Origin of the sequence: Aquitalea aquatilis (assembly GCF_005155025.1) — a bacterium.
GTDB lineage: Bacteria > Pseudomonadota > Gammaproteobacteria > Burkholderiales > Chromobacteriaceae > Aquitalea > Aquitalea aquatilis.
In genome coordinates, this window is sequence record NZ_CP039731.1 from 3,424,869 (window position 1) to 3,450,839 (window position 25,971).

Consider the following 25,971-nt stretch of genomic DNA (forward strand, 5'->3'; position numbering starts at 1 on the left):
TGACAACAATTTTTACAAATGCCAATAGAATTGACATCAGGCCATGAACCTAACAAGATCACGTACTACAGTATGATCTTATCAGGAGTAGTTCCACGGGATGCCACTGAGCAACATCCAAACTGACGGGTCAACGTTCCTATGTGCATTCTTGCGAACTGCCCCATGCAACTGTTGCAAATAAACAAACAATTAGCTGAGTGAACTAAAAAATGAACACAAATATAAAAGAAAGAATTCGAATATTAATAGGAGCCATGGGGGATGATGAATTCGAGAGATTTATGAGCGATCTGCTACCACGTATCTTTCCTGGTTTTGATAAACTTGAGCCATCATTTAACTTCATTGGAAAAACAACTAAGGGAAAATGTGATGCTCATGTCTACCATGCCCATGACGATACTTACACACCAATCATTTGCACAACCAGGCAGTCAGGCCTTTCGCAAAAAATACTGGAAGACATCTCAAAACTGTCTACCACGAAATTCTCCAAAAAAATACAGAGAGTTTTGCTTTGCATAAACAGCTCATTGAAGGATGAGGTTGAAGAGTATAGAGCTGCATGCAGGGAAAGAGGCTGGGAACTGGAGGCGCTTTCCTTGGAAAGCCTTACTAGGCATACTATAAGCCAGTATGATTTACTACACATATACTTCAACGAAGCATACCAAAAACCAGATAGTGCTGTGCAAGGAGAATTTAGAAGATTCGACTGTGGAGAAAGGATCGCGGAAGCCAGAAATGACATAAACAAATCAATTAGCGAGCTGATAGAACTGATTGACTTTCCAAGCGAAAGAGAATGGCATTTTATTGAAAATAAAGAACACGAAATTTGTGAAAAATACATAACGAAGTTATCCATCCTCACTGGAGTATCATCCTCATGGGTAAAGCATGGAACTTATGTAAAATATCCAGCAGATATTTTGTACGATAATCATATAGAGAAAATCGATGCCATCCCCAGTGATAAAATATCATCATACATGATGATTGAACCGGAAAGCATGAGCATTTCCCTAATAGTACAAAAATCAGAATATAACTGGGGGGTTTATCTTTTTGGCTTCACTCTTGATTTCTGGCGGTGGGTTGGGGATGAATATCACATTCCGCTAATTTATCAACTACTTGAGCATATTAATAATAAGTTAAAAACACCCTACGGCAGGGTTGTAACAAAAGAATTGCTTCAAGAGATACGCTCAGGGCAGACTCATCCTTCCTATATCATAAAAAAATCTGGAAACATGCATTACTGGTTTGATGATCTTTTTGATTTGCATCACAAATACCCAATTGCGAAGGAACAATACAAGCATCATGGAGAGTGGTTTGTACGTCTTCAGCAATCATTTCTCAGGTATGCGGCATAAAACTATAGACTGCAAATTTTTGATGGCAAAATCCAACAGCATTGAAAGATCAGAAATGGATGCTTACGAAGACAAACTTCCAGGCGTGTCGCTCGCACAGGACATCGGGTCTAGAGCTGTAGAACAATTCTTATCTACACGGCCTGACTCTTGGATAGTCAATACTCTTGGTGGGGATAACGACTTTGGAATTGATGCTCAAATTCAGTTAAAAACCAGCGCAACAGCTGGGAAGGTTTGCAACTTATTTCATGCACAAATAAAAGGAGGTCAAACTTCCTTTTCAGGGAAAAACCACGTCTATGTAGATTTGAAAGTATCCACACTAAATTATTTCCAACGCATCACAAGTATTATTTTACTTATATATGTAGACTTTTCCGAAAGTCCGCCAAAATCATATTTCTTACCAATACATGAAGAAATTATACGATTGATAGGGGATGAACTAAGCTTCCCCAAAGAAGACAAGAAGAAAAGAATAAAAATAAGCAAAGAAAACATACTAAACAAAGAGTATGATATTGCTCCTCAACTAAATGAATACACAAAGGAGGTAGTAAAATTACGCGCATCTATCTATCAGCAAGGCGGTTACCGTTTTCTGAAAAAGGACAAAAACGAAAATAATTTCAATTTTCATACAAAAGGACTCGAACCTGTCAGAAAAGTTACGGATGAGTATTTCATGCGTTCTGAAAGGCGTGTAAGAATAGATGCCTTCCTTCCATTGTACCCAAATGGAACAGCAAGTTGTCTCATTGTTGTTTCATTGCCAGGCCTCAATGAATGCATGATAACTCTTAGCCGTGACAATTTAGTCAAAACGCTATTTCAAGCAAGCTTTTCCCCTCCCACGTCGGAGGGAAGATCATTCATAGTCGGTAGACCATGTTCGATATCCGAAAATTACCTTCTACAAATTGGAAACTGTCGGTTATTTTTACCATCAGACGCAATGGAAGAATTTTGTGACATTGTTGATGACTTATCAAATGAATATTTGGCAAGGATGAGAAAAATTGAATACCTCGTTGGTGCGGAATACTATCCTTTATCTTCATCAGAAAAACTTGGATATAAAGTCGCCAGAGTTCCTCGCTGGCTATGGGCTAGAATTCAAGGACTTGCCGAGGATTTCCGCTACGACGAAGGTGAAAGTGAATGGCATATTTTCGATTACGACAGATACGCTTTAAGAATTGTTAGTCGAGATGCCGCTGGACGGTTAGTTGAGAATGCTATTTTATGGCCAGAGCGGGCTGACTCATATAATTTCCATGTGCCTGATAGAGATGTATGGCTAGTGTGGAGGCCACCACATGATAGATTTAATGAAGTTACTATCGACAACATGTGGGACATCCCGACTACGGAGGACTTTTTAACTACAAAATTAATTCCCAAAGCGTATTCGTACTATGAAAATCCTAAACCTCGATCATTCTGGTTCAACCTACTACATAAAAATAGTGCCAAACCAACTGTCACGAATGATGATCTTGAACAATTTGGCGTAGCGTTAGGAAGGAAATATTGGCTTGAAGGGCGCACCGCCCCGGTAGCAAAAAATATTTACCAGATTTGCAGTGAAATGCAAATTTTCTTTCATTGTTCCAGTACAAATATTTACTTAACAAATGAAGGGCGGAGGGGAATTTACCTTGGCTTGGCCTTACTTCTCGAATGTTGCAATGGCATTGAACTTGGCTATTTGCGTGGAAATTTAAATTTCATCACCGCTCAAAACCCCATAAAGGCTGCTGAGAATTTGCGCGAACAGGCTCAAAGCATAGATAGTGGAACAACTAACTATTTTGAAATCGATCTAGTGCTTAGATCATATATTCATGCACTAAAATCTGATTTAAGTCTGACATTAAAAAAATCCGAAGAGGTATTGCATCATTTGGCTGAAACTATTGATGTTTACCAAAGAGCATCTCTAATAAAAAAGTACAGCCAACTTAGCTAGTAAGTTCATAGGGCAGGATTCCCTACAGGAACCGGGGCAGTCCACCAAGGGTGCACCGTCCGTTTCATGGAGTCCTTGCCGTATGTCCGACGCCGGCGCGGCCGCCATCTGCCAAGTCAACATGTACCTCGTCCCTATCAGGGAGTAAGTGGGCGGCAAAACAGCTAAAGATCTGAGTTTAGATAGTCGCTAGATTGGTGCCGGGGCGACTCTATGGCGATAGTGACAACGTCATTGCGATTTTTGTACCATCACACCACTTCTCGACGCCATAAAACCTATTCGGAGGGGCCAGTTCTTGTTGACCGCCATGCCAGTTACAACTGACCACGACGCAGGCGCCCGCCGACCAAGGAACATCGTAAAATGCCTGCAAAACAACTGACAAAATCTCCTAACGAAGCCGATCTTGAAGCTTCAATCCATCAAGCTGTGAAGCAGGCCTTCCCCTGGCTTGCGGCCGGCTCGATCCGCCACCAGACCAAGTTTGCATTCACGTTCGGCAGAAAGAAGATTGAGATTGATGGGACGGAGGTATCACGCGCTGAGGGCCGGTCGGACATCATTCTCTACAACGAAGAACGCCCCTTAGCCGTACTCGAACTTAAACGGCCTGGTATTCCGCTCACAGGTAACGACGAAGCGCAGGGGCTGTCATACGCACGCGTTCTGACCCCCTCACCTCCATTAGTTATTGTGACCAACGGGACAGACCTGCATATCGTCGAGACGCATAGTGGCAAAAAGTGGGCCGCAACGCTGCCAACCGACCAAGATTTCAAGGCGCTGGTGTCAAACGCGGCCCGTGTTGCGACGGCCGACCTTAAGGATGCAATTGACACCCTAATGGGGACCAACAGTGCGGTCTGGATGTCAGCAGCCCGTTCAGCTTCCGCCGTAGTCCTATCTGAACTGAGTGCATCCTCGGATAAACCGGCCCAGCCCTTTGTTGATCAGATTCTTTTTAGCCGCCGAGCCACACTCGAAGTTCTTTCACACATACGTGATGGTGCCAAACTAGTCCTTCTGGAAGGCCCTCCTTTGGCAGGCAAGAGCAATGTTTTGCGCGAGATTGTCCTTAAGACGGAGGTGCACCCCGATATTGCCGCGCTCTACTTAGAGGCCGGTGTCGGCAGAGGAATCGTCCAGGCAGTTGCTGATTCGTTGACCAATGCGCTGGAATGGACGGTCAGTACTGAGGATGCCCGAGTTTGGCTAAGGCGACTTTCAAAATCCACTGATCGAAAACTGCTTTTGCTTGTGGATGGGCTTGCCATCGATGACAACGACGCCCGCAAAGAAATCGAAGATCTGACCTCTTCGAATCTTGGCTCTGGAGTTACCATTGTCGCGGCGCTGGATGACACGGTCGCTGAGCAGATCGTACTTAGGCCGAACCACCGAACGCAGTCGACGATTGGTCGGCGAGCAAAGCGGGTTGCCATTAAGTCGCTAGACGACCGGGAGTTCGAGTACGCCAAGAATACATTGTGGCAACACAGGATTGGCTTTATGCACGGAGCTGACTTCGAGGACAAGCTGCGCCAGCCTTGGGTGCTTCGGGCAATGTGTGAGCCACTACTAAACAAGCTCAGTGACACTGAGCCCGATCATGGCCTGCTGCTGCCATCAGTTATCAGCCTCGAACTGATACGACACGCTCGTGAGCGATTTGTTGATCCCGACCTGCGACGGCAGTTCAATGCCATAGCAAAAGCAGTCCTAGCCGACGCTACGGACCAGAGCCGCGACGTAGCGCTGAAGCTTGAGTCCTTGGCGGTCAACCTTCTGCGCCGCGAAACGCTGCTGCATTATCTGACGCTCGATGATCTGAAGATGTTGATAGATGGCGGCTTCCTTAAGTCGGCGATGCACACATCAGACGACGCTATTTTGTATGTTCGTTTGCCGGAGCTGCTTGCAAGTGAGTTAGCTCGTCTGCTTGCCAAGAAACTTATAGACAGGCGCAATACCGACCAGCATGAGGCTGCAATGTGGCTCGCAGGCGCTGCCTCCAACTTTCCTATGGGGGACCTGATTGCGGCTCAAGCCGTCCTAGACGCGGCACAGACACCTGAAGGTATTACGTTTGCTCTGATTAGAGCGCTTATCGAATCTCCACCGACGCGAGAGGTAATTCACCCTGGCAGCAGGTTTGCTATGCATGTCCAAGATGTTGGACGGGTTGAGATTAGCATCAAGGCTGATGGCAAGGCTGAGATGATAGTATGGGGTCAGGCCCACGAGATTCAACTCAACGAGAACGAATTAGGCGAAACCTACGCTCAGTATCACCAATGGCTAATTCTATCCCACCTGGCGGAAATGCATTGTGTTATCGAAGACGACGATGGAGAGAAGTGCGTAAACCATAGGGTCCTATTCGAAGTGGGTCGCGCTAACATCGTTCTACGCGAATTTCGCAGTAAAGACAGCATGCGAGGATTACCGACGCATAACTTACCTGGTATCGGGTCGATTGTCTGTCACAAGGCCGGCATCGTCGAGCCGATCACCCTGTCAATTTGTCACTACCTATCACGCGAGGTAGAGAGTCGTGATGAATGGATCGACTTGGCGATAGAGAGTAAGTCCATGCCGCTGCTTGCACGAATCCATATAGCACTGTTGCAAATTGCGTCAGAAGTAGATGAGCAGTGTGCCCCATGGGCCAGACAAACTTTGGAGACTAGAGTGCGTCCGGCATTCAATTTCTTTCCCCAGCTCCACATTGACGAGGAACTCGACAATTAGACCCTATGTGGCTGTAGGTCTTCGCGAGGTGGGAAAACCGGGTACAACTGCAGCAGACGGAATTGATCCGACCAGCGCCCAGCCACGTCATATTTTGGCGCACCGCACCCCAGCAGCGACGCCGAGGCCGCGAGCGCCAGTACATAACCCGGTGTTCTCACCTTTTCCCGTATTGCGCCCCCCTATTGTGTCGCGCCCATGCACACTGTCCTAAAATCCGGATCAAGCAGCAAGTCTTTCGCCGAGCCAGGTGTGCTGAACTTCATCCACGTCGGCATGCCGTTCAGGCAACGCTGAAACCGTGCGTACTTCGCATTGTCGGATGGTTCCAGCGACGTAAAGCAGGCCGCAGCCCCCCAGCTTTTCCGCAGTTCAGCATCGGTCGTGTCGCTCGTCATCAACACGGCATAGCCGGAGGTGATGCTGGCCTGTTCCGCTAGCATGAAGGGGTGGTCCTTGAGCAGCGCGTTGGACAGCACCCCCACTTCCTGTGCACTCACCCCTTGGTCGGTACCGCAGGTTCCATCAGCCGGGCAGCGCAGGTTGCAAAGTGGGTAAACGCGCGGAGAGACGCTGGCGCAAGCGGCTAACGCCAACGCGCAGCACACGGCTGAGGTACGAAAAATAAGGCTCCTCATGGCTTGAACGCAATTTTTTCGATGTCTTCGATCGCCGCTTTGAGGAACGCAGTGTTCTTCTGCGCTAGGTAGCCCACCACTCGCAAGGTGCTTTCGCCATCATCGAACGTCAGAGTGTTGCCGTTCTTCTCGACGACATGCTTCTCCTGGTGCTCGTGGCGTTTGTAGCCGCCCCCTATGCCAATGCCGAAGAAGCGAGCCGAAGCACTGCCACCGACCGAAAAATCATGGGTGTAGTCGTACTGCCAGCCATTCGCGGACTTGAAGTCGATCTTGAACCCACGCATCAGGATGAGCCCCTTCGGGTAATACAGCAGGCTGCCGCCAGGCCCAAGATAGCGCATGAAGAGGTTCTTGTTCTGCAGAATGAGCTTATTGGCAAACAGGTTGCTGTTGAACCAGGACGGTGACTGGATTGGCGCGATGAAGCACGACTTGCACCCGAGCGTCACGTCCTTGGTGTGCGAAAACTCTTCCCGGATCGTGGTTGATTCGGACGCGCTCACCGACGCACTGAACCAACCGTAGGAACCGCTCACCGAGCCGGACCAGTCGGATGCCATGCTCTCGACGGCCGTCCGCGACTCGTTGAAGGTCACGTCAAACTCGCCGATCGTGGTCGTCGCGATTGTCCAGACGGTCTGCTGCGGCAACATGACCGGGCGATCGGCAAACACGGCCGTATCGCCGGTCGGCAGCGATGCCAGATAAGGCAGCGTGAAGCGGGCCCCGTCCGGATATGCACCATCCTCCATACGGGGATAACGGATGCGCGCACCGACGCTGACCAGTTTATCCCAGGCGTCCTTGATTTCGCGCTGGTCCGCATCGGCATATTCGGTGCGGCGAAGCCGCTCCAGATCGCCATAGAGGGAGGAAAGCTTAACCGCATCTGCCTCGATGTCATTGGCGTTGCCGTAGCGGTTGCTCCATTGGATGTACTGGGCCAGATCACCATACGGGATGCCGCGCAGGCTCGCGTAGTCCTTCCAGTTCGCGGCGTCTTCACGCACCAGCCGGCGAATGTCCGATTTCAGGTTCTCGATCAGCACCGTCTTCGCGTTGATCTGCTGAATCACCTCTGGGGTCAACGCCTTGGCTTCGATTAACGCCAGCGCTGTTTCGACGAAGCGGCTGAATTCCGCGTACAGCGTTCGATCGGTGATAGTGAACTGGTCGCTCAGCGGCACCGGGGCCAGCAGCTGATCGACTTTGCTCAGGTAATTGTAGAGCGAGAAAAACGGGTATTTGCCACTCAGGTCCAGCGGCTCCGCGATCGTCTGCAACTGCAGGTACTGGTCCTGCTTTAGGTCGCCCTTCACCTGGCCCTTCACGAACTCGTAGAACAGGTTGAAGGTGGCCTTGTAGTCGGCCAGCGGATTGATTTCTTGAAGTCCAGCGGCATGTACCATTTCTTCCTCCTTAAGTTATACCGAACGTGTACACGAACAGCATAGGAAATGGAATTGCGCGATGCAAACCACTATGACAGTCGCACGGGCAAAGAAACAGTACTGCGGATCATCGACAACCACATGGGGCAAGCTGCTTGGTACAACGACATTTGCGGCAAACTCAGCAGCGTCAATCTGGTCGGCATAACGGGGTCATTAGGTAACAGAAATTTGGTTTGATCGATGGCCACCAAGGCGCGGTTCATGACATCCATCTGCAGCCAGATTTGCACATCGAAGTCTGGCGGAATCGCCCCATTCCCGATGTCAGCCAGAACCTTTCGCTTTCTGCCTTGCTCATTTCGAGAACATCGAGCTGAGCCTATTGCACCTGGTGAATGGTCGACGAGCAGCCACCAATCATGATGGCCAACAAAGTAGCGCGTCCCAGTCTATACAAGGTTCTCATCCGCCACTCCAAGTTGCTTGGATCTCCAATCAAGCAGATACCTATGGTCATTTGCCTGCTATTTGCTTAGGCAACCATCGACCTTCCAGCAGCGCACGGACCTTGGTCCATAACGGTCCGCTGGATCCAGTTTCCTCGCTCGCCGTGCCTTGCGTTTCAAGCGGCGAGCACGCTTGCCTGCTCGTAGGGCGTCATACCCGCCAGTTACACGAGGGTGTCCAATTAGGACGATCTCATGCGGTGACTTATATCCATTGCGGCGCAGCTCTCGAGAAATCGTGCTGGGCGCCCAGTGCAATGCCTTTGCAATAGCCCTGGCACTTTCACCCAGCAGCATCATTGCCATGATGAACCCACTCTCTTCGCCACTTATGTGCTCATAAGTTCTTTGTATGCAACAACTTATCCTTCAATTGGTTGCACTTGGTTCTTGAAACTGCCGAGCGAGAATTCGTTCCGCTAAATCAAAAAGCTGCTGTTCATTACGAATCGCCGCTGATGGGCGACTTACCGGTGCATTGCAGACGAAATGACCAGTCTTTCGAACGACAGCAGCGGCCGATGAGCAGAAGACGACGATCATAAATCGGTGGCCGCTTATGCTCCACCGAGACATGCAAATTTATCTGCCGCTCATGAAAGAAAATGCAAAGTTATGTGTCGCTGACCTGGTGCTTTATCTGTCGCCATAACCAGTAAGCGACTGACCCACATAGATCGACAATGCAAGCTTATGTGTCGCTCGACGAATGGATTTACGATTGATCTAATAAATCACATCGGACTGCAGGATTCTATTAATGTGCGGAATCTTTTTGCAAATGGTCATCTTGTACCATGGCCTGGAAGCTCTAATCATAATGGATTTTTAACATATAAAAACTGCCCAAATCTAATCAACCTAGGTTTATCACCATCAGCAACAGAAAAAGACATTCCTGTTATTTTTGAAAAAATCATCACTTGCGCAAATTTCTGCTCATACAGCGCCTCTAGTCAGTCTGAAGAACAAAATAGTATTTATATTAATGCATACTTAGAACTTATTGAGTACCTAAGACATTTGTTTATATGGAATGATTCTAAATTCAAAATATCCAAAGAAAAAAAGAAAGCTTCCTCATGGGCCTGGCTAAAGTACTTACAAAAGGCCAATAATGAATACGATAAAATATCAATTTTTACACTTAACTATGATACTTTTCTTGAGCGAATTCTGACCAAAAATAATATTGAATTCGAGATAGATCAAATATCGCCAGCAGTCGGCAAAAAAATAATAATCTACAAACCACACGGATCTATCAGCTTTGTCTCAACAAGATTGATGACCACAACTCCGGACTATCGTATAGGCTATAATTTCAAAGACCCCTTAACGCCAAATCAGATTAAGATTGAATATGAAAATCTTAATCAATATCATTTAATAAATACGATTATACCACCGTATGGTGATTCATCACGCTACGGCCACTCCTGGTCAAGACTCATGCTTGAATCAGCTGCAACTTCTGCAGAAACTGCCACAGATGTAGTTATTTCTGGGATTTCATATTGGCATGTTGATCGCGCTGAGATTGATAAAATATTACTATCAATACCATCCAAAGCAAATATTACTTGCATCAACCCATCTATAAATCCAGTATTTCAAGCCGTTTTGCAGAGCCGTTTTGCAAAATTCCAGCATTATCTGTCAAGCTCACTCCTGAAGGGTATGTAAAATGGGACGTATTAATCGACAAAGTACATCTATAAGTATTTCTGAGTTTTACGAAAACCACGTCCTTACAAAGTACAATTACGAACCAGAATACCAGAGAAAGAGCATATGGACAGATGAAAAACAATCCTTTCTCGTAGATAGCATTTTAAGAAATTTCCCTATCCCCCCTATTTTTTTACATCAAAAAATCGATCCTGATAATGGCAAAACAAAATTCGACGTTGTTGACGGAAAGCAAAGGCTAACATCGATAATTAGATTTATTGAAGGTGAAATTCCATGTCAATCCGAGATTGATGACGCAGACTCCGCCATCGCAGGTAAGCATTTTAAAGACATCCCTCTGGAAGATATTAAGAAAGAATTCTGGAGATATAGAATACCCCTTGAATTGATTGACGCTGACAATCCCGATTTAATCGATGAAATTTTTGACCGATTAAATAGAAATGGCGAGAGATTAAATGGCCAGGAGCTTCGAAATGCTCGGTATTACGACAGTCCAATCATTAAAATTGCAAATGAAATAGCAAATAGAAATCCATTCTGGAAGGAGCGGCTCGCGATTGCGACGGATGTGAGCAGAATGGAAGATGCTGAATTTATATCTGAATTAATCTTTGTGATATATGAAGATAGTTTATTTGGTTCAAACCAGAAAAATATTGACGAAAAATATGAGAAATACTCAAAGATGGATGATGCTTGGGCAGAAAATACACGTCATACTTTTAGCGAGATCACACAAATTCTAGTTGATTTCAATCTTGACTATGATGGCTTTAGAATCAATGGCGTTAGTCATCTCTTTGGCTTGTGGTCATTAGCAACACAAATATATAAAAAAAATCTACACACCGACATATCAGCACAGCTAAATGAATTCTTTGGCTGCTTAAGAAGCGACGCCACTAAAGATAAAAATGTTCTTGAGTATAAAAAGAGCATGAGCTCTGGCACTAAAGAAGTTACTCAACGCACAAGACGTAGATCAGCACTACTTTCTTACTTGTCACTGCAATAGTATAAATTAGATGAAGCTGAATTCATTATAAATAATTGATTCAGCTTCATCATAAATTAATTTTACAATTTTAGCCACCAAGCCTCATCCATCCCACACCGTACCAACGTGCACACGCCCCCCTCCCCGTCAAGCATACCGACGGGTGACCGGGGCGAGGTCTTAAGCGCCTGCAATGTCTGAGCGATTTGACGTTAGCAAATCGCGAGTTCAGGCGCGCCTCGCTCCGGGCGGGCCCTGTCGGGTAGCCGCAGGCCATGCTTGTGGGGTGGCCTGGGAGGTGAAGGAGGGCTTGGCCACACAAGCCCTCCTTCCCGTCCGCCGCGCGGAAGCGGCAATGAAAATAAACATCCGCAGGAGCAGGTACTCGGTTTTCTAATCGAATTGATATTAAAATGCTACTGATATTATTTTTATTTTTCGGCGCTGCCAATTTCATGTTTCACAAAAGGCTGCGTCATTTGACTGGCGAAGAGTTTCATGCATTTACGGCCCCCAACAAAGTTATTTCTTCAAAGCTGCATATTGCCTTATGCTTCGGCTATTTTAAGTATAAAGATACTGAATTAACCCGATGGGCCATCACATTGCAAGTATTGGTATCTATCTTTATTGCCATCATTCTTAAAAATTAACTCCCCTGCTAGAAGATAATTCGCACTGACCTCTGCCGACTCTGGAAAATCATAAATCATCCCAAGTCGAACATACCTACGGATAGCATTTGGAAATGGAAAGGGATATTTGGCCAAGCAAAGATTCCGTTCCTGCTTGCCGCGAAAAATCATCGGAAACCACCACACCGACGCCACCCTTGGCCCCATCAAGCATGCCGACGGGTGACCGGGGCGAGGTGTTAAGCGCCTGCCCTGTTTGAGCGATTTGACGTTAGCAAATCGCGACTTCAGGCGCGCCTCGCCCCGGTCGGGCCCTGTCGGGCAGCCGCAGGCTATGCTTGTGGGGTGGCCTTGGAGGTGAAGGAGGGCTTGGCCACACAAGCCCTCCTTCCCGTCCGCCGCACGGAAGCGGCAAGAAAATCCATCATCCGCGCAGCGGACACAAGCCTTTACCTGCACCTCTTGTCAGTGTTTTCGCGCCGCTCTACCCTTGCCGCTGCTGGTCTCTCTGCGTAGCCTTTCCGGGTTGCATTTCAAGCATGCAACCGGGTTTGGCGACCCAGTTATCAGCAAGAAAAGCCGCATAAAGCGGCTTTTCTCTCTTGCGTCTGCACCACTCTATGGCAGGCCAAGTGGGGAGACCTATACGGTCTGCCGGTGCTGGTGCCGGTTCGCCAACCCTGCTTTGGCCTGCCACCCGCGTTTGGCGACTCGCGTGGCAGCCTCAATTACTCACCAGAGGGCATTGTCATGACGCATCCCGGCTCCAACACTACCCAGCAACCACCTCCCCTCACCCTCTACTACCTCGGCCACCCCATCCACCTGTTCCACCACCACGGCCATTGCTGCCTGCAGGCAGACGACATCCTTGCCCTGTTCGGCCCGCGCCTGCGCCAGCAACTGCAACAAAAACTCGCCCAACAGCATTGCCCGCACGCCCAACACAGCAAGACAGATCGCTACTACTCAACGGCCGCACTGCAACATGCATTGCAGCAATGCCACCGCCCCGCCGCGCAACGCCTGCGTCACTGGCTGACCCGGCAGGTGCTGCCGGCTTTGCATCAATTACCGCCCGCTGCACCACGCTGGGAGCAGGCGCTGGCCATGGCGGCGGAGGCCGGGCAGCAAATCAGCCATGCCGTGTTGCGCGCCGTGCTGGAACAGGAACAAGGCTGGCAGCACAGCCATTGGCTGCTGACGCTGGATTACACGCCAGACCACCCACGCCGCCATGCCCATGGCCGGCTGAGCGTGCTGGATAGCCGGGTCACGCCCTTGCAGGCATTGGCGCAGCGCATTGCCGGGCCGGAGGGTTTGGCCAGCAATAATGCCGAGCTGATGCGACTGGCGGCTGCCTGTCATCAGCAGTTGGCAAAGCGGATGGAGAAACAGGCATGGCGGACGGAGGCGGCGCGCTAGACTGGGCAGCACCACCAGGCATGGCCGCAAAAAAGTGAAGGAGCGATTGACCACATCATCGCTCCTTCACTGTTGCCACACGGTTGCGGCGTGCACATGTCCGCCGTATCAGGCTTGCGGCGTTTCGTACCAGCCCTTGGATGCATTCACCACCTTCACCACCAGCAGCATGACCGGTACCTCGATCAACACCCCTACCACCGTGGCCAGCGCTGCGCCGGACTCGAAGCCAAACAGGCTGATGGCCGCAGCCACCGCCAGCTCGAAGAAATTCGACGCACCAATCAGCGCCGACGGGCAGGCAATATTGTGCTTCTCCCCTACCAGCTTGTTCAGCCAGTAGGCCAGTGCCGAGTTGAAAAACACCTGAATCAGGATAGGTACGGCCAGCAGTGCAATCACCAGCGGCTGACGGATGATGGCCTCCCCCTGAAAAGCAAACAGCAAAACCAGTGTGGCCAGCAGCGCAGTGATGGACCACGGCCCGATCCTCGCCATGGCCGCATCAAAGGCTTGCTGCCCCTTGGCCAGCAGTAGCTTGCGCCACAGCTGCGCCAGGATGACGGGGATGACGATGTAGAGCAGCACCGAAGTCAGCAGCGTGGCCCAGGGCACGGTAATCGACGAGATGCCGAGCAGGAGCGCCACGATGGGCGCAAACGCGAAGACCATGATGGTGTCGTTCATCGCCACCTGGGATAGCGTGAACAGCGGGTCACCATTGGACAGCCGGCTCCACACGAAAACCATGGCGGTGCAAGGCGCGGCGGCCAGCAGGATCAGCCCTGCAATGTAGCTGTCGAGTTGATCGGCCGGCAGCAGCGGCGCAAACCAGTGGCGGATGAACAGCCAGCCCAGGAAAGCCATGGAAAACGGCTTGACCAACCAGTTAACAAATAGCGTGACGCCAATGCCGCGCACATGCTGCCTGACCTCATGCAGGGCAGCAAAATCCACCTTGACCAGCATCGGGATAATCATCACCCAGATGAGCAGACCGACCGGCAGATTCACCTGGGCCACTTCCATATGCCCAATGGCCTTGAACAATCCGGGCGCAAGCTGCCCCGCACCGATACCGGCCACGATGCAGAGAAAAACCCACACCGTCAGGTAGCGCTCGAAAATGCTCATCGGCGTACCGGCAGCCGGCTTGGCCGTCACTTCACACGGGGTATTCGTCATGAGCACTCCTTATAAGCCAAGGGCTGCACGCACAGCCGGTACCAGACGGGCACGGATGTCATCGCGCACAGCCAGAAAGCTTTCCAGCGGCTCGCCATGCGGGTCATGAAAGCCAATATGGATACGCTTCACTGGCCGCGGGAAAATGGGGCAACTTTCCTTGGCGTTGTCGCAGACGCTGACCACCAGGTCGATGTCCTGATCCATCACCGCCTCGACAGTCTTGGGAAACAAACCATCAGTCGGCAAACCGGCTTGCTGCAGCGCCTCGATGGCACCATCGGCCACCTTGGGCTGGGGACTGGTCCCGGCAGAGATGGCACGCACCAGGCCGGCCAGTTCGTGATTAAGAATCGCCTCCCCCATCTGGGAGCGACAGGAATTGCCCGTGCACAGGACAAGGACGGTTTTAGCTGTAGTCATGGTTTTCATTCCGGAGAAGCAGGATTCTGGCTGCAACACGTTTCCGTCGTATCACAAGCTGCCGTCTTGGGCAGACAGGCCTTGCCCTGGCAACAATTATTGGTCAGGAAAGCAATGAGATCATCCATCGTCCCGTACTCGGCAGAGTAGTGAATAAACCGGCTCTCCCGCTCGCCCTTGATCAGGCCGACACGGCTAAGGTGGGATAGATGGAATGACAGCGTGGCATTGGGAATGCTCAACTGTTCGCCAATGGCGGAGGCATTTATTCCCTTGGGGCCAGCCTCTACCAGCAAACGGAAGATCGCAAGGCGTGACTCATGCCCAAGGGCAGCAAGAATTTCAGCGGCGTTTAATGTTTCCATATTTCCATTTTTATGGAAATATAAAGCAAAGTCAAATGACGTTCCAATGCTTCACATCGAAAGAAGCGGACTGCTACATCGGTCATTCCGCCATATCGTTTTCTGCTTATGGCAGACCGATGTGGCAGCAAGCAAAGAAAAAGCCAGCAGATCAGCGGAAATCCGCGTCAGTGCTGGCTTTTAGAGGTTCTGGTGGAGGCGGCGGGAATCGAACCCGCGTCCGAAAGTCCTCTACGGTGAGTTCTACATACTTAGTCGTGTCATTTGGATTTAACCTCTGCCACGCCGACGGACAGGCTGGACTTTGGCGAGTTACCTTGAGTTTCGCACAGTACCAAGTAACCCGGCACAGCACTAGCAGATGTAGAGTGACACTACAGGGTTTTGACGCCCCCGGCCCATCTGCGAACCGTTGTAGTGTCTAGCCGGCCGTTAGGCTGCTAGAGCGTAAGTTTCGTCGTTTGCGACTAAAAAAATTCAGCTTTTTACGGGGTGACTGAAATCCCGGTATGCCCTCATCCGCTTCGCAACCCCCGTCGAAACCAGGTCGCCCCCAGATAAGACTGACAAGTATACAGCCAAACACTCGCTGCGGCTAGTCCGCCAGCCGCCTGGGATCAACGCACGGCAAGCCGTCCCGCAGCCCGCCGTGGGCTTAGCGCTTGAAGGCCAGCACCACTACCCCGCAGGCCACCAGGGCGATGCCCAGCCATTCTCGCGGGGCCGGGCGCTCACCCAGAAAGATCACAGCAAACACCGCTACCAGCACCAGGCTCAGCTTGTCGACCGGGGCCACTTTCGATGCCTCGCCCATTTGCAGCGCACGGAAATAACAGGCCCAGGACAGGCCGGTTGCAATGCCGGACAGGCCCAGAAACAACCAGGTCTTGCCCGACAGCTGCAAGGGATTGCTCCATTTGCCGCCAAGCCAGACAAACAGCGACAACACCACGCCGATAATGCCGGTGCGGATCAGCGTGGCCAGGTCGGAATCCACACCACGAATGCCTACCTTGGCAAAAATAGCCGTCAGCGCGGCAAACACCGCCGACAACAAGGCCCAGAACAACCAGCTGGCCGTTCCGATCATGATTTTCTCTCCTTCATTGAAGCGTGCGCTATCCGGCCAGCGCCGTCCGGCCTAAAATGGGCGCTCAAACATTACATCTTTAGCTGCCGGCATGTCTCAATCCAGAACCATACTCCTGCTCGCCCTGCTACTGGCGCTGGCCTTGCTGGCCGGGCACCGCCAGGAAAACAAGCCGGCCAGCCCAGCACAAACCCGGCTGATCAAGAACATCATCCGCATTCTGTAATGCACAACGCGCACGGCACGTGCCAGTAACAGGCACTGCCCCGTGGCGAGAAACATCAAGGACAGACCATGATTTCTGCTTCCACCCTGTTGCTGTTTATGGTGACCGTACTGCTGCTGTTTTTGTCGCCGGGGCCGAATATGGCTTTTGTGTTGTCCTATTCCACCACCATGGGCCGCTCGGGCGGCTTGGCTGCCGCACTGGGCATTGCCGTGGCCGACATGGTGTTCACCATCCTGACCGCCAGCGGTATTACCGCCATGCTGGCGGGCTGGCCGCCGATGTTCGACCTACTGCGCCTGGGCGGGGCGGCCTATCTGCTATGGCTGGCATGGAAATCCTGGCGGGCTGGCGGCATGCTGGCCCTGCTGGGCGGCGAGCGTCGCAGCCACCGCCAGGTGGTACGCATGGCGATGTTGAACAGCCTGCTCAACCCCAAGGCGCTGCTGTTTTTCATGGTATTCCTGCCGCAATTTGTCAACATCGCTCAGGGCCATGTTGCGCAGCAGGTATTGCTGCTGGGACTGGTGCTGGCGGTGACCGGCCTTGCTTTCAATGCAGTACTGGCGCAGTTCAGCGGGGCATTGGGCCGCTATTTGCAGTCGCAACCGCGCTTTGCGCTGTGGCAAGGGCGGGCGCTGACGCTGGTGTTTCTCGGCCTGGCCGCCCGGCTGCTACTGCTGCAACGACCGGGCCAGCCCTGAACCAGGGCTCAATCGATAGCGTCGGCATACCAGCGGCTTGCCGCCATGTCGTCTTCCAGTGCCAGTAATACGGCAGCGCTTAACTCCTGCACTGTGCCATCCAGTCCATGCTGGCGATAGCCCAGTGCCGTGCCGCGCTGCAAGGCTTCCGCCGCCATGGTAATGGCCAGATCCTGCGGCAGCTCTGCCGCCGCACTCTGGCAAGCCGTGGCAGAAAACGAGTGGGCCTTGCGGCAGCCGGCCGGCCGCCACGGATAAATGCTGCACAGCGCATCCTGCAAGAACGCACAAGGTGGCCGCACCGCGCCGCCTTGCGCCAGCAAGAGCTGCTGCTGGCGCAGTGCCTGCAGCAACTGCTCGAGACGGTCGGCCGGCCCACTACGCAACTGCTGCGCAATCAGCAAGGCTTCAGCCGGTGCCACCTCCACCCGCAGGCTACAGCAGCTGGCACACCCCGCGCGGCAAGCCACTGGCTCGCCACGCAAGGCCGCCTGCGCCATGGTTTGATCGATGCCACGATGCAGATTGCCGACAAATGCAACGGCATAAGCGACGCCAGGATTGGCTTGTAACTCAGCAGCCACCCGCGCCCCCACCCGCTCTATTGAAGCCTGCAAGGCAGCCGCTTCATCGGCGTGCAGCATAGCCATCCTCCCTATCGTTTCAGTCATTCCAGCCCGGGTCTGCGGTTGATTATAGCGCGCAGGATGCCGGCCGAACGCGGCAATCCGGCACCCGCGCCAGCAGCAAAACCAACGCATGTTTTAATTTATTGATCATGATCATGCCGGCTGCAGGCAGCGTATGCAGCCCGAGCGGGCATGGTTAAAATAATGCCAATGACAAAGCAAAGCACAACAGACCATGACGGAAACCGACATTGTCCGACTGATCCGGGATCTCGATACTGCCACGGAGCGGGCCATTCTGGCCGAGCTGGCGCTGCTGCTGGGTGCCAGCCATCTGGGCAGCCAGCTCAAGCTGGACGATCTGCAAACGCTCAGCCATCCGGCGCGCAGCGTTTTCAATGAACTCTGCGAACTGATTGGCGCGCAGGCCCAGCAGCCGTTCAGCGCCAACACCACGGGCGCCCTGCTGGCCATTCTCACCACTACCAGCCAGACCTGATCCGGCAAGCTTAAGCCTGCCTTAAGCCATCCCCGGTGATAATCCGCGCGGGGAATAAACCCCTTCAGGAGATCAATCATGGTATCGGGTATCGGCAATATCGGTAGTACTGCGCCCTCCCAGCTCTTGCGCCCCGTCAGCCAGCCACTGGCCACACGCGGCGGCGATAGCGATGGCGACAGTGACGGCAGCAAGCCTGGCGTAGCAGAAAGCAAAAACCGCCCGGTTTCTGCCACCATCGGCAATACCATCAACACCACGGCCTGAGATTCCTGCGGAACTCCTGCCACACCCGGCCCGCTTGCGCGGGCTTTTTTCTGTCTGCCACCATCATGTCCGCATGAAAAAATCGGCCCGGGCCGCGTGCTCATCTGCTATATTTTGATTGTGTACATTTTCAAAACCATCCGCCATGTCTGACATCACCCTGTGCGGCCGCATCACGACCACCCAGCCCTGCAGCTTGCCGCTGGCCGGCATGGGTATCCGCGCCGGCTTCCCTTCCCCGGCTGACGACTACCTCGACAGCAGCATCGACCTCAATGGCTACCTGATGAGCGATCCCGATGCCTGCTTTGTAGTGCGGGTACAGGGCGACTCGATGAGCGGAGCCGGCATCATGGAGGGTGACTTGCTGATCGTCGACAAGGGCCGCCCGGCGCTGCATGGCGATATCGTGGTGGCGGTAGTGGATGGAGACTTCACCGTCAAACGCCTGCACCGCCGCGATGGCCGGCTGGCTTTGCGGCCGGAAAATCCGGCCTATCCGGTACTGGTGCCACAGAATGAACAGGAACTGCTGATCTGGGGCGTGGTGTGCGGCTGCGTCCGGCGCTACTGATGAGCCGCTTTGCCCTGGTGGATGGCAACAGTTTCTATACCAGCTGTGAGCGGGTATTCCGGCCCGACCTGATCGGCAAGCCCATCATCGTGCTGTCGAATAACGATGGCTGCGTGGTGGCGCGTTCAGCCGAGGCCAAGGCCATCGGCATCCCCGCCTTCCAGCCCTACTACCAAGTACAGGGCCTGTGCCGCAAACACCGGGTCACGGTGTTTTCCAGCAATTACACCCTGTATGGCGACATGTCGCGCCGCATGATGAATATCCTAGCGCGCTTCGCGCCGCAGCAGGACATTTACAGCATCGATGAGTGTTTTCTGGAACTGAGCGGCATGGCCTCTCCTCAGGCCCATGGCCAGCGCATCCGCCAGACCCTGCTGGACAAGCTGGGCCTGCCCAGCTGCGTGGGCATTGGCCCCAGCAAGACGCTGGCCAAGCTGGCCAACCATGTAGCCAAGCAACAAGCACACTGGCAAGGCGTATTCGACTGGACCGAGCTGACCCCGGCCGAGGCGGAGCGCCTGCTGGCCAGCATGGATGTGCGCGAAGTATGGGGCGTGGGGCGGCGACTGGCGGAAAAGCTGCACCAGCTGCGCATACGCAGCGCGCTGGATCTGCAAAGGGCTGACGCCCGCCAGCTCAAGCGCCACTTCAACGTGGTGCTGGAACGCACCGTGGCCGAGCTCAACGGCGTATCCTGCCTGGCGCTGGATGATGTCGCCAGCAGCAAGCAGCACATCATTTCCAGCCGCAGCTTCAGCCGCCAGGTCCGCAGCCTGCCACCGCTAGCGGCCAGCATCGCCCATCACATTGCACGTGCGGCAGAAAAGCTGCGCGCCCAGGGCAGCACGGCAGCGATGATAGGCGTGAGCATCCAGACCAACGCTTATGGCAGCGCGGCCCCCTATCGCGGCTATACCTGCATTCCGCTACTGCAGGCCAGCGACGACACCCTCAGCCTGAACCAGGCAGCACAGACCGCGCTGCGTCAGTTGTTCCGGCCCGGCCTGCGTTATCACAAGGCCGGGGTGATGCTGATGGAAATCGGTGACAAGGCCATCCAGCAGCAGGATATGTTCGCCCCTGCGCCAGACCCGCGCCGCGCCCGGCTGATGGCCACCATCGACCAGCTCAACCGGCGACTGGGCAAAGGCAGCATCCGGCTGGCCATCGAAGATATCAGCCAGGATTGGCAGATGCGCCAGGCCATGCGCTCGCCCTGCTACAGCACCGACCCACAGCAGGCCATCACGACCCATCAGCCGTCGTATGCCAGCGCGCCAGCCGGCTACCGCCTGCACTGGCCACGCAAGCTGCCCGGCAGCTAACTCAGCGCGGCTGCCCCACTCCATCGCGCAGCGCCGGCCAGGCCAGGGTCAGCAGCAGGCCGCGCATGGCCATCAACACCAGCAAGGCCGCCCAGATGCCATGATTGCCAAAGCCGCACTGCAGCAGCCACAAGGCCGGCACATAGGCGGCGAAGCTCTGCAACATGCCATTGCGCAATACCCGCGTTTGCATGGCTCCCATGAACACGCCATCCCAGAAAAAGGCCCAGATGCACACCGGCGGCAACAGCACCAGCCAGGGCCAGAAGGCTGCCGCCATGCGCTGCAACTGCACATCCGGCGTCATCAGCGGCAGGTAAAACCACCCCAGCACCGCCATGACCAGCGCCAGCAGGCTGCTCCAGCCCAGCGACAGCCAGCCACAACGCCGCACCACCAGCACCAGCCCGGCGCGCGAGCCAGCGCCAATGGCCCGTGCGCCATATACCTCCGCCGCCACGGCGAATCCGTCCAGCAGGCTGACGCATACCATGAAGGCCTGCAGCAACAGCTGATTGGCCGCCAGCGTCAGCGTGCCCAACTGGGCCGCGCTGCGCGTCATCAAGGCAAACGACACCGTCAGCAGCAAGGTCCGCACCATGATGTCCAGATTGGCAGCAAACAGCCGCCGCCACGGTGCCATGCCACCCAGCTGCTGCCAGGCCGCACGCCACTGCTGCCACGGCACCTGCCGCAACATCACCCACCCCGCCAGCACACTGGCGGTCATTTCACTGATGGCCGTCGCCCAGCCGGCACCGGACACGCCCCAGCCCAGCCCAGATACAAAAGTAATGGCCAGCGCCGCATTCAGGGCATTCATCAGCAACTGCAGCAGCATGACCTGACGGGAATGCCCCAGCCCCAGCAGCCAGGCAAACTGGGCATAGGCCAGCAAGGTAAACGGAGCCGACCAGATGCGGGCGTCAAAATACTGCCGGGTCAGCTCGGCCACCTCGGCCACCTCGGCCGGCGGGGCCAGCAGGCGCAAGGCCAGCCAGGCAATCGGCTGTTGCAGCAACAGCAAGCCCACGCCGCCCAGCAAGGCCGCCAGCATGGGCCGCAAGCCTGCCAACACCACGGCATCCCGCCCCTGCCCACCAGCGGCCTGAGCCACCAGCCCGGTGGTGGTAAAGCGCAGGAAACTGAAGCACCAGTACACCACATTGAAAATGCTGCCACCCACCGCCACCGCCGCCAGCGCCACCGGATTGCCCAGCCGCGCCAGCACGGCCGTATCCACCAGCCCCATCAAGGGCGTGGCCAGTGCCGCCAGCATCACCGGCACGGCAAAGGTAATCAATTGCCGCGAAGAAGGTGCAGCAAGGGAAACGGTGGCATCAGACATGAGGGAAGCAGACATACGGGAAAACAGCATGGTAACAAAGCCCAGCCGGCCCTGCCCGGCAGAGCAGCAATGAAAAAGCACCCGCGCGGGGTGCTTTTCGTGGTGCTTCTCGTTCGGCGGAGTGCTGAGCAGGCTCAGACCTTTTTCACGAACTCCGACTTCAGGCTCATGGCACCGATGCCGTCGATCTTGCAATCGATATCATGGTCACCGTCCACCAGCCGGATATTCTTCACCTTGGTACCCACCTTGACCACCAGCGACGAGCCCTTGACCTTGAGATCCTTGATCACCGTCACCGTGTCGCCATCCTGCAGCAGATTGCCATTGGAATCACGCACTTCGCGCCCCTGCTCTTCACCAGCGGCATCGGCCTGGGCCGACCACTCGTGGGCACATTCCGGGCAAACCAGCATGGCACCGTCTTCGTAGGTGAATTGGGAACCGCACTGGGGACAATTGGGCAAACCGCTCATGCTATACCTTGCTCGCTAACAGAAAAATCAAATCCATCGACCACCGCCGATGGGCGCAAAGCCGGTATTGTACGCCACCACGCCGGCAAGATCACCCACTGCGCTCATGGTCTCGTCAGCACGGCCTGTGCCACCCGCCGTCGGCCTAACGCGGCTTCTGCCGACTGAATGCCCACCGGCCGGCCAGAAAGGTGAAGCTGGCAACCAGCACCACCAGCACCCAGAAGCCATGCGGATGGTTGGCCAGCGGCACGCCGCCCACATTCATGCCGAAAAAACCTGCCACGATATTGATAGGCAAAGCCAGCACCGTCACCATCGTCAGGGTGAACAGGGTGCGGTTGGTCTGCTCATTCAGCTTGGCAGCCAGTTCTTCCTGCAGCAGCTTGATGCGTTCAACCAGGGTGGCCAGGTCGTTCAGTACCAGTGAAAATTCCTCGGTCGATTCGCGCAGGGTCTGCACATCGTGCTCGGCCAGCCAGGCGGGCGGCCGGTTCAGCAGGCGGAACAACGCGCCAGGCTCAGGAGCCAGCAGACGCTGCATGCGCACCAGGGTGCGGCGCATGCCGGACAGCTCGGCACGGTGGTCCTGCAAATGCTCGGCCAGGAAACGATCTTCGATATGATCCACCTTGCGCGCAGACTCGCGCACGATGCTGGCCATGACATCAGCCTGATCCTGCATCAAATGAAACAGCAAGGAGCGGGCCGAGGGGAACACTTCACCGCTTTTCACTGCCGCCCGCAGGCGGTCCACCGAGCGCAAGGGGCGCACGCGCGCGGTGACCAGCAAGCGTGAACCGGCGGCCACCCACAGCGTGGCAACATCCGACGTCACCACACCAAAACCCAGTGCCACATCATTGATCACCGCCAGCAGCATGCCGTCCGAGGGTTCAATGCGGGTGGAACTGCTGCCAGCATGCAGCATTTCAAAAAAATCATCGTTCAAGGGCAGTTGCGCCCTGAGCCAGCGCTCGCAGGCCACATGCGCCAGATTGAAATGCAGCCAGACAAAGCCATCATCCTGTGCGGGCTGCTGCAAAAAGCGTACCGCCTCTTCCGACGCAATCGGCTGGCCGGTCTGCCCTGGCAGAAAACGGAAGCCACTGATCAGCCCGACCTGATCGGCACCATACATTCCCTCGGAAATCGACACGCTCATGCAATATACCTTCCTGTAATACCACCAGCCCCATGCTGGCCGGCCGTCAGCAAACACCCTGCCATGCAGGATAACATCCCGCCTGGCCTCACTTTACCCAAGGCAGATGACAATTTCGACCTGCCGCAAACCGCAAAATACCAGCGTCCTCAGCCACGAGCGGGCAACTGACACAGCCCCTCCGTGCTAAAGAAAATTCCCTGGCGACAAGAAGAAACAAGAGCAATTTTATTAGGAATGCATCCCTTATTCGCCACGATGGGAGTTCATAGACTGGCTCGTGTCCTCTTGCGGACATCCCTAGCCCACCCAAGTCGTTTACTCAGGAAAACCATCATGAAACTGATTGCATGGACTGTAGCTGGAGTACTGCTGGCCGGCCCCGCCCTCGCCAACAAGCTGCACCAGGAATCCCCGACTGCCAGCGAAGTAAAAGCCTGGAAGGCAGATCAGGACAAGATCAAAAAACAGGACGCACACAAAAAGCAGCAGCACCGGAAAAAGTCGGCATCCGGCGCCAAGCATCAGGTAAAGGAAACCGTAGGCGGGCACGAACACAATAAGTAAGCACACTGTCAGCATCCGCTTGCCGGATGCTGACTCAGCTTCGGCACCTCATCACCATTAGCACTCACCACCAAACATTTGATCAAATAGTTTGGCAAACGCAGCCACCCTGCGCTAGAATCAGCTGGCATGTGCAAAATATTAAACGAAAAGTTTAACGAAATGCCACAAACCAGCTACCCCGAATCCTACTACGCCGCCTCTGCCAATCCGGTGCCTGCGCGCCCGGCCCTGCAAGGCGAAATCGAAACCGACGTCTGCATTATCGGTGCCGGCTATACCGGCCTGTCCACTGCACTCTTCCTGCTGGAAAACGGCTTCAAAGTCACCGTGCTGGAGGCCGCCAGGGTTGGTTTTGGCGCATCCGGCCGCAATGGTGGCCAGATCGTCAACAGCTACAGCCGCGACATCGATGTGATCGAACGCACGGTGGGCAACAAGCAAGCCAAGCTGCTGGGTGACATGGCCTTCGAAGGCGGCCGCATCATCCGCGAGCGGGTCGCCCGCTACGGCATCGACTGCGCCCTGAAAGACGGCGGCGTGTTTGCCGCACTGAGCGAAAAGCAGATGGGCCATCTGCGATCACAAAAAGCCTTGTGGGAGCGTTATGGCCACCGCCAGCTGCAAATGCTGGGCAAGGATGACATGCGCGGCATCGTGGCCACCGACAGCTACGTCGGCGGCATGCTGGACATGAGCGGCGGCCATATTCACCCGCTGAACCTGGCACTGGGCGAAGCCGCTGCGGTGGAGTCGCTGGGCGGCGTGATTTACGAGCAATCGCCAGCACTGAGCATTGAGCGCGGCCAGCAACCCGTGGTGAGCACACCGCAAGGGCGGGTCAAGGCGAAATTCCTGGTAGTGGCCGGCAATGCCTATCTGGGCAATCTGCTGCCGGAACTGGCCGCCAAATCCATGCCTTGCGGCACCCAGGTGATCACCACCGAGCCACTGGGCGACGAACTGGCTGCCAGCCTGCTGCCGCAGGACTACTGCGTGGAAGACTGCAACTACCTGCTCGACTACTACCGCCTGAGCCAGGACAAACGGCTGATTTTCGGCGGCGGCGTGGTGTACGGCGCACGTGACCCGGCCAATATCGAGGCCATCATCCGCCCGAAAATGCTGAAGGTATTCCCGCAACTGGCCAAGGTAAAGATCGACTACGCCTGGACCGGCAACTTCCTGCTGACGCTGTCGCGCCTGCCGCAGGTTGGCCGCATTGGCGACAACATCTATTACTCGCAAGGCTGCAGCGGCCATGGTGTCACCTACACCCATCTGGCGGGCAAGATTATGGCCGAGGCACTGCGCGGCCAGGCCGAACGTTTCGACGCCTTTGCCACCCTGCCGCACTACCCCTTCCCGGGCGGCGAGCTGATGCGCGTACCCTTCACCGCCATCGGTGCCTGGTACTATTCGCTGCGTGACAAACTGGGTATCTGAGTTTCCACGCGGTCTGCAACCTGCCGACCGCGCATAGTATGACAACAAGAGCCGGCGTTACACCCGGCTCTTGTTGTCATACCACCCTCCTCCTGCCGTTCGCCATCCTTCTGCCAGACGCAACAGCGCCGATCCGGCCACTATCCTTACGCCTCTTTACCTTGTTTGCAAAAGCAAACATTTTTTGACCTGAACCAGCAGCGGCAAGCAGCGGCCGGTCGCGGATAATTGACAGCATAGCCCACCGTCACGCACAAGGCAGTTACCGA

The 25,971-nt window shown here is 54.3% G+C and carries 26 protein-coding genes and 1 other RNA gene; 15 read left to right on the top strand and 12 right to left on the bottom strand.

Translation table 11 applies throughout. The annotated features are described in order from the left end of the window. Positions 1-212: 212 nt before the first annotated feature. The 3 genes from FAZ30_RS16005 (at position 213) to FAZ30_RS16015 (ending at position 6,114) form a co-directional block, all read left to right on the top strand. The gene (locus FAZ30_RS16005) at positions 213-1,385 is read left to right on the top strand and encodes a hypothetical protein (protein ID WP_137009842.1); all 1,173 of its coding nucleotides are present in this window, start codon (positions 213-215) and stop codon (positions 1,383-1,385) included. Positions 1,386-1,407: 22 nt separating this feature from the next. Further along, positions 1,408-3,360: a DUF4365 domain-containing protein gene (locus FAZ30_RS16010; protein WP_168190865.1), complete on the top strand. Its 1,953-nt coding sequence runs from the start codon at positions 1,408-1,410 to the stop codon at positions 3,358-3,360. Between the two features lie 366 nt (positions 3,361-3,726). After that, positions 3,727-6,114 (top strand): type I restriction enzyme HsdR N-terminal domain-containing protein, encoded by a 2,388-nt coding sequence (locus FAZ30_RS16015; RefSeq protein ID WP_137009844.1) that lies wholly within the window; start codon positions 3,727-3,729, stop codon positions 6,112-6,114. A gap of 182 nt (positions 6,115-6,296) precedes the next feature. Here FAZ30_RS16015 and FAZ30_RS16020 read toward each other — a convergent pair whose 3' ends face one another. Together FAZ30_RS16020 and FAZ30_RS16025 are read right to left on the bottom strand one after the other, a co-directional pair. Further along, positions 6,297-6,593, bottom strand: a complete 297-nt coding sequence (locus FAZ30_RS16020) for a hypothetical protein (RefSeq protein WP_137009845.1) — start codon at positions 6,591-6,593, stop codon at positions 6,297-6,299. Between the two features lie 155 nt (positions 6,594-6,748). Further along, positions 6,749-8,164 (bottom strand): hypothetical protein, encoded by a 1,416-nt coding sequence (locus FAZ30_RS16025; RefSeq protein ID WP_137009846.1) that lies wholly within the window; start codon positions 8,162-8,164, stop codon positions 6,749-6,751. 48 nt (positions 8,165-8,212) lie between these two features. Here FAZ30_RS16025 and FAZ30_RS20445 point away from each other — a divergent pair, with 48 nt between their 5' ends. Beyond that, on the top strand, positions 8,213-8,386 hold the full coding sequence (locus FAZ30_RS20445; protein ID WP_168190866.1) for a hypothetical protein: 174 nt from the start codon (positions 8,213-8,215) through the stop codon (positions 8,384-8,386). A 287-nt stretch (positions 8,387-8,673) separates the two neighbouring features. On the opposite strand, the gene FAZ30_RS21035 is transcribed toward FAZ30_RS20445, so the two are convergent. Continuing rightward, positions 8,674-9,021, bottom strand: a complete 348-nt coding sequence (locus tag FAZ30_RS21035; protein ID WP_425456403.1) for a helix-turn-helix domain-containing protein — start codon at positions 9,019-9,021, stop codon at positions 8,674-8,676. Positions 9,022-9,417: 396 nt separating this feature from the next. Between FAZ30_RS21035 and FAZ30_RS16035 the strand changes: the two genes are divergently transcribed. The 3 genes from FAZ30_RS16035 (at position 9,418) to FAZ30_RS16045 (ending at position 13,410) form a co-directional block, all read left to right on the top strand. Continuing rightward, positions 9,418-10,341: an SIR2 family protein gene (locus tag FAZ30_RS16035; protein WP_168190867.1), complete on the top strand. Its 924-nt coding sequence runs from the start codon at positions 9,418-9,420 to the stop codon at positions 10,339-10,341. 1 nt (position 10,342) lies between these two features. Continuing rightward, positions 10,343-11,368 carry a DUF262 domain-containing protein gene (locus FAZ30_RS16040; RefSeq protein ID WP_137009848.1) on the top strand — a complete coding sequence of 342 codons (1,026 nt, stop codon included), beginning with the start codon at positions 10,343-10,345 and terminating at the stop codon, positions 11,366-11,368. 1,280 nt (positions 11,369-12,648) lie between these two features. Further along, positions 12,649-13,410 (top strand): hypothetical protein, encoded by a 762-nt coding sequence (locus FAZ30_RS16045; RefSeq protein ID WP_137009849.1) that lies wholly within the window; start codon positions 12,649-12,651, stop codon positions 13,408-13,410. 108 nt (positions 13,411-13,518) lie between these two features. Here FAZ30_RS16045 and arsB read toward each other — a convergent pair whose 3' ends face one another. The 5 genes from arsB to FAZ30_RS16070 form a co-directional block, all read right to left on the bottom strand. Continuing rightward, the gene (arsB, locus tag FAZ30_RS16050; RefSeq protein ID WP_137009850.1) at positions 13,519-14,595 is read right to left on the bottom strand and encodes an ACR3 family arsenite efflux transporter; all 1,077 of its coding nucleotides are present in this window, start codon (positions 14,593-14,595) and stop codon (positions 13,519-13,521) included. A gap of 9 nt (positions 14,596-14,604) precedes the next feature. Continuing rightward, a complete protein-coding gene (locus FAZ30_RS16055; protein WP_137009851.1) occupies positions 14,605-15,018 on the bottom strand; it encodes an arsenate reductase ArsC in 414 nt (137 codons plus the stop codon). 5 nt (positions 15,019-15,023) lie between these two features. Next, positions 15,024-15,383, bottom strand: coding sequence for an ArsR/SmtB family transcription factor (locus tag FAZ30_RS16060; protein WP_137009852.1), 360 nt, complete (start codon positions 15,381-15,383; stop codon positions 15,024-15,026). Positions 15,384-15,573: 190 nt separating this feature from the next. Then, positions 15,574-15,938: a transfer-messenger RNA gene (ssrA, locus tag FAZ30_RS16065) on the bottom strand. A 100-nt stretch (positions 15,939-16,038) separates the two neighbouring features. Then, on the bottom strand, positions 16,039-16,473 hold the full coding sequence (locus FAZ30_RS16070; RefSeq protein ID WP_137009853.1) for an EamA family transporter: 435 nt from the start codon (positions 16,471-16,473) through the stop codon (positions 16,039-16,041). Between the two features lie 91 nt (positions 16,474-16,564). Here FAZ30_RS16070 and FAZ30_RS20915 point away from each other — a divergent pair, with 91 nt between their 5' ends. Continuing rightward, positions 16,565-16,699: a hypothetical protein gene (locus tag FAZ30_RS20915; RefSeq protein WP_281279208.1), complete on the top strand. Its 135-nt coding sequence runs from the start codon at positions 16,565-16,567 to the stop codon at positions 16,697-16,699. A 68-nt stretch (positions 16,700-16,767) separates the two neighbouring features. Next, entirely contained in the window at positions 16,768-17,403 is a 636-nt protein-coding gene (locus FAZ30_RS16075; RefSeq protein WP_124645055.1) for a LysE family translocator, read from the top strand. A gap of 8 nt (positions 17,404-17,411) precedes the next feature. On the opposite strand, the gene FAZ30_RS16080 is transcribed toward FAZ30_RS16075, so the two are convergent. Continuing rightward, entirely contained in the window at positions 17,412-18,047 is a 636-nt protein-coding gene (locus FAZ30_RS16080; protein ID WP_168190868.1) for a YkgJ family cysteine cluster protein, read from the bottom strand. Between the two features lie 220 nt (positions 18,048-18,267). On the opposite strand from FAZ30_RS16080, the gene FAZ30_RS16085 reads away from it, so the two are divergent. The 4 genes from FAZ30_RS16085 to FAZ30_RS16100 all read left to right on the top strand — a co-directional run bounded on the left by FAZ30_RS16085 (position 18,268) and on the right by FAZ30_RS16100 (position 20,700). After that, the gene (locus FAZ30_RS16085) at positions 18,268-18,531 is read left to right on the top strand and encodes a hypothetical protein (protein ID WP_124645053.1); all 264 of its coding nucleotides are present in this window, start codon (positions 18,268-18,270) and stop codon (positions 18,529-18,531) included. A gap of 78 nt (positions 18,532-18,609) precedes the next feature. Next, on the top strand, positions 18,610-18,798 hold the full coding sequence (locus FAZ30_RS16090; protein ID WP_137009855.1) for a hypothetical protein: 189 nt from the start codon (positions 18,610-18,612) through the stop codon (positions 18,796-18,798). A 145-nt stretch (positions 18,799-18,943) separates the two neighbouring features. Continuing rightward, positions 18,944-19,372 carry a LexA family protein gene (locus FAZ30_RS16095; RefSeq protein ID WP_137009856.1) on the top strand — a complete coding sequence of 143 codons (429 nt, stop codon included), beginning with the start codon at positions 18,944-18,946 and terminating at the stop codon, positions 19,370-19,372. Further along, positions 19,372-20,700 carry a Y-family DNA polymerase gene (locus FAZ30_RS16100; RefSeq protein WP_137009857.1) on the top strand — a complete coding sequence of 443 codons (1,329 nt, stop codon included), beginning with the start codon at positions 19,372-19,374 and terminating at the stop codon, positions 20,698-20,700. Before FAZ30_RS16095 ends, FAZ30_RS16100 begins: the two co-directional genes overlap by 1 nt. A 1-nt stretch (position 20,701) precedes the next feature. On the opposite strand, the gene FAZ30_RS16105 is transcribed toward FAZ30_RS16100, so the two are convergent. The 3 genes from FAZ30_RS16105 to FAZ30_RS16115 form a co-directional block, all read right to left on the bottom strand. Further along, on the bottom strand, positions 20,702-22,063 hold the full coding sequence (locus FAZ30_RS16105; RefSeq protein ID WP_168190869.1) for an MATE family efflux transporter: 1,362 nt from the start codon (positions 22,061-22,063) through the stop codon (positions 20,702-20,704). A 119-nt stretch (positions 22,064-22,182) separates the two neighbouring features. After that, on the bottom strand, positions 22,183-22,524 hold the full coding sequence (locus tag FAZ30_RS16110) for a zinc ribbon domain-containing protein YjdM (protein WP_124645048.1): 342 nt from the start codon (positions 22,522-22,524) through the stop codon (positions 22,183-22,185). A 145-nt stretch (positions 22,525-22,669) separates the two neighbouring features. Continuing rightward, entirely contained in the window at positions 22,670-23,689 is a 1,020-nt protein-coding gene (locus tag FAZ30_RS16115) for a transporter (protein ID WP_124645047.1), read from the bottom strand. A 336-nt stretch (positions 23,690-24,025) separates the two neighbouring features. Between FAZ30_RS16115 and FAZ30_RS16120 the strand changes: the two genes are divergently transcribed. Then, positions 24,026-24,256 (top strand): hypothetical protein, encoded by a 231-nt coding sequence (locus tag FAZ30_RS16120; protein ID WP_137009859.1) that lies wholly within the window; start codon positions 24,026-24,028, stop codon positions 24,254-24,256. Between the two features lie 162 nt (positions 24,257-24,418). Further along, entirely contained in the window at positions 24,419-25,702 is a 1,284-nt protein-coding gene (locus tag FAZ30_RS16125) for an NAD(P)/FAD-dependent oxidoreductase (protein ID WP_137009860.1), read from the top strand. Positions 25,703-25,971: the final 269 nt, after the last annotated feature.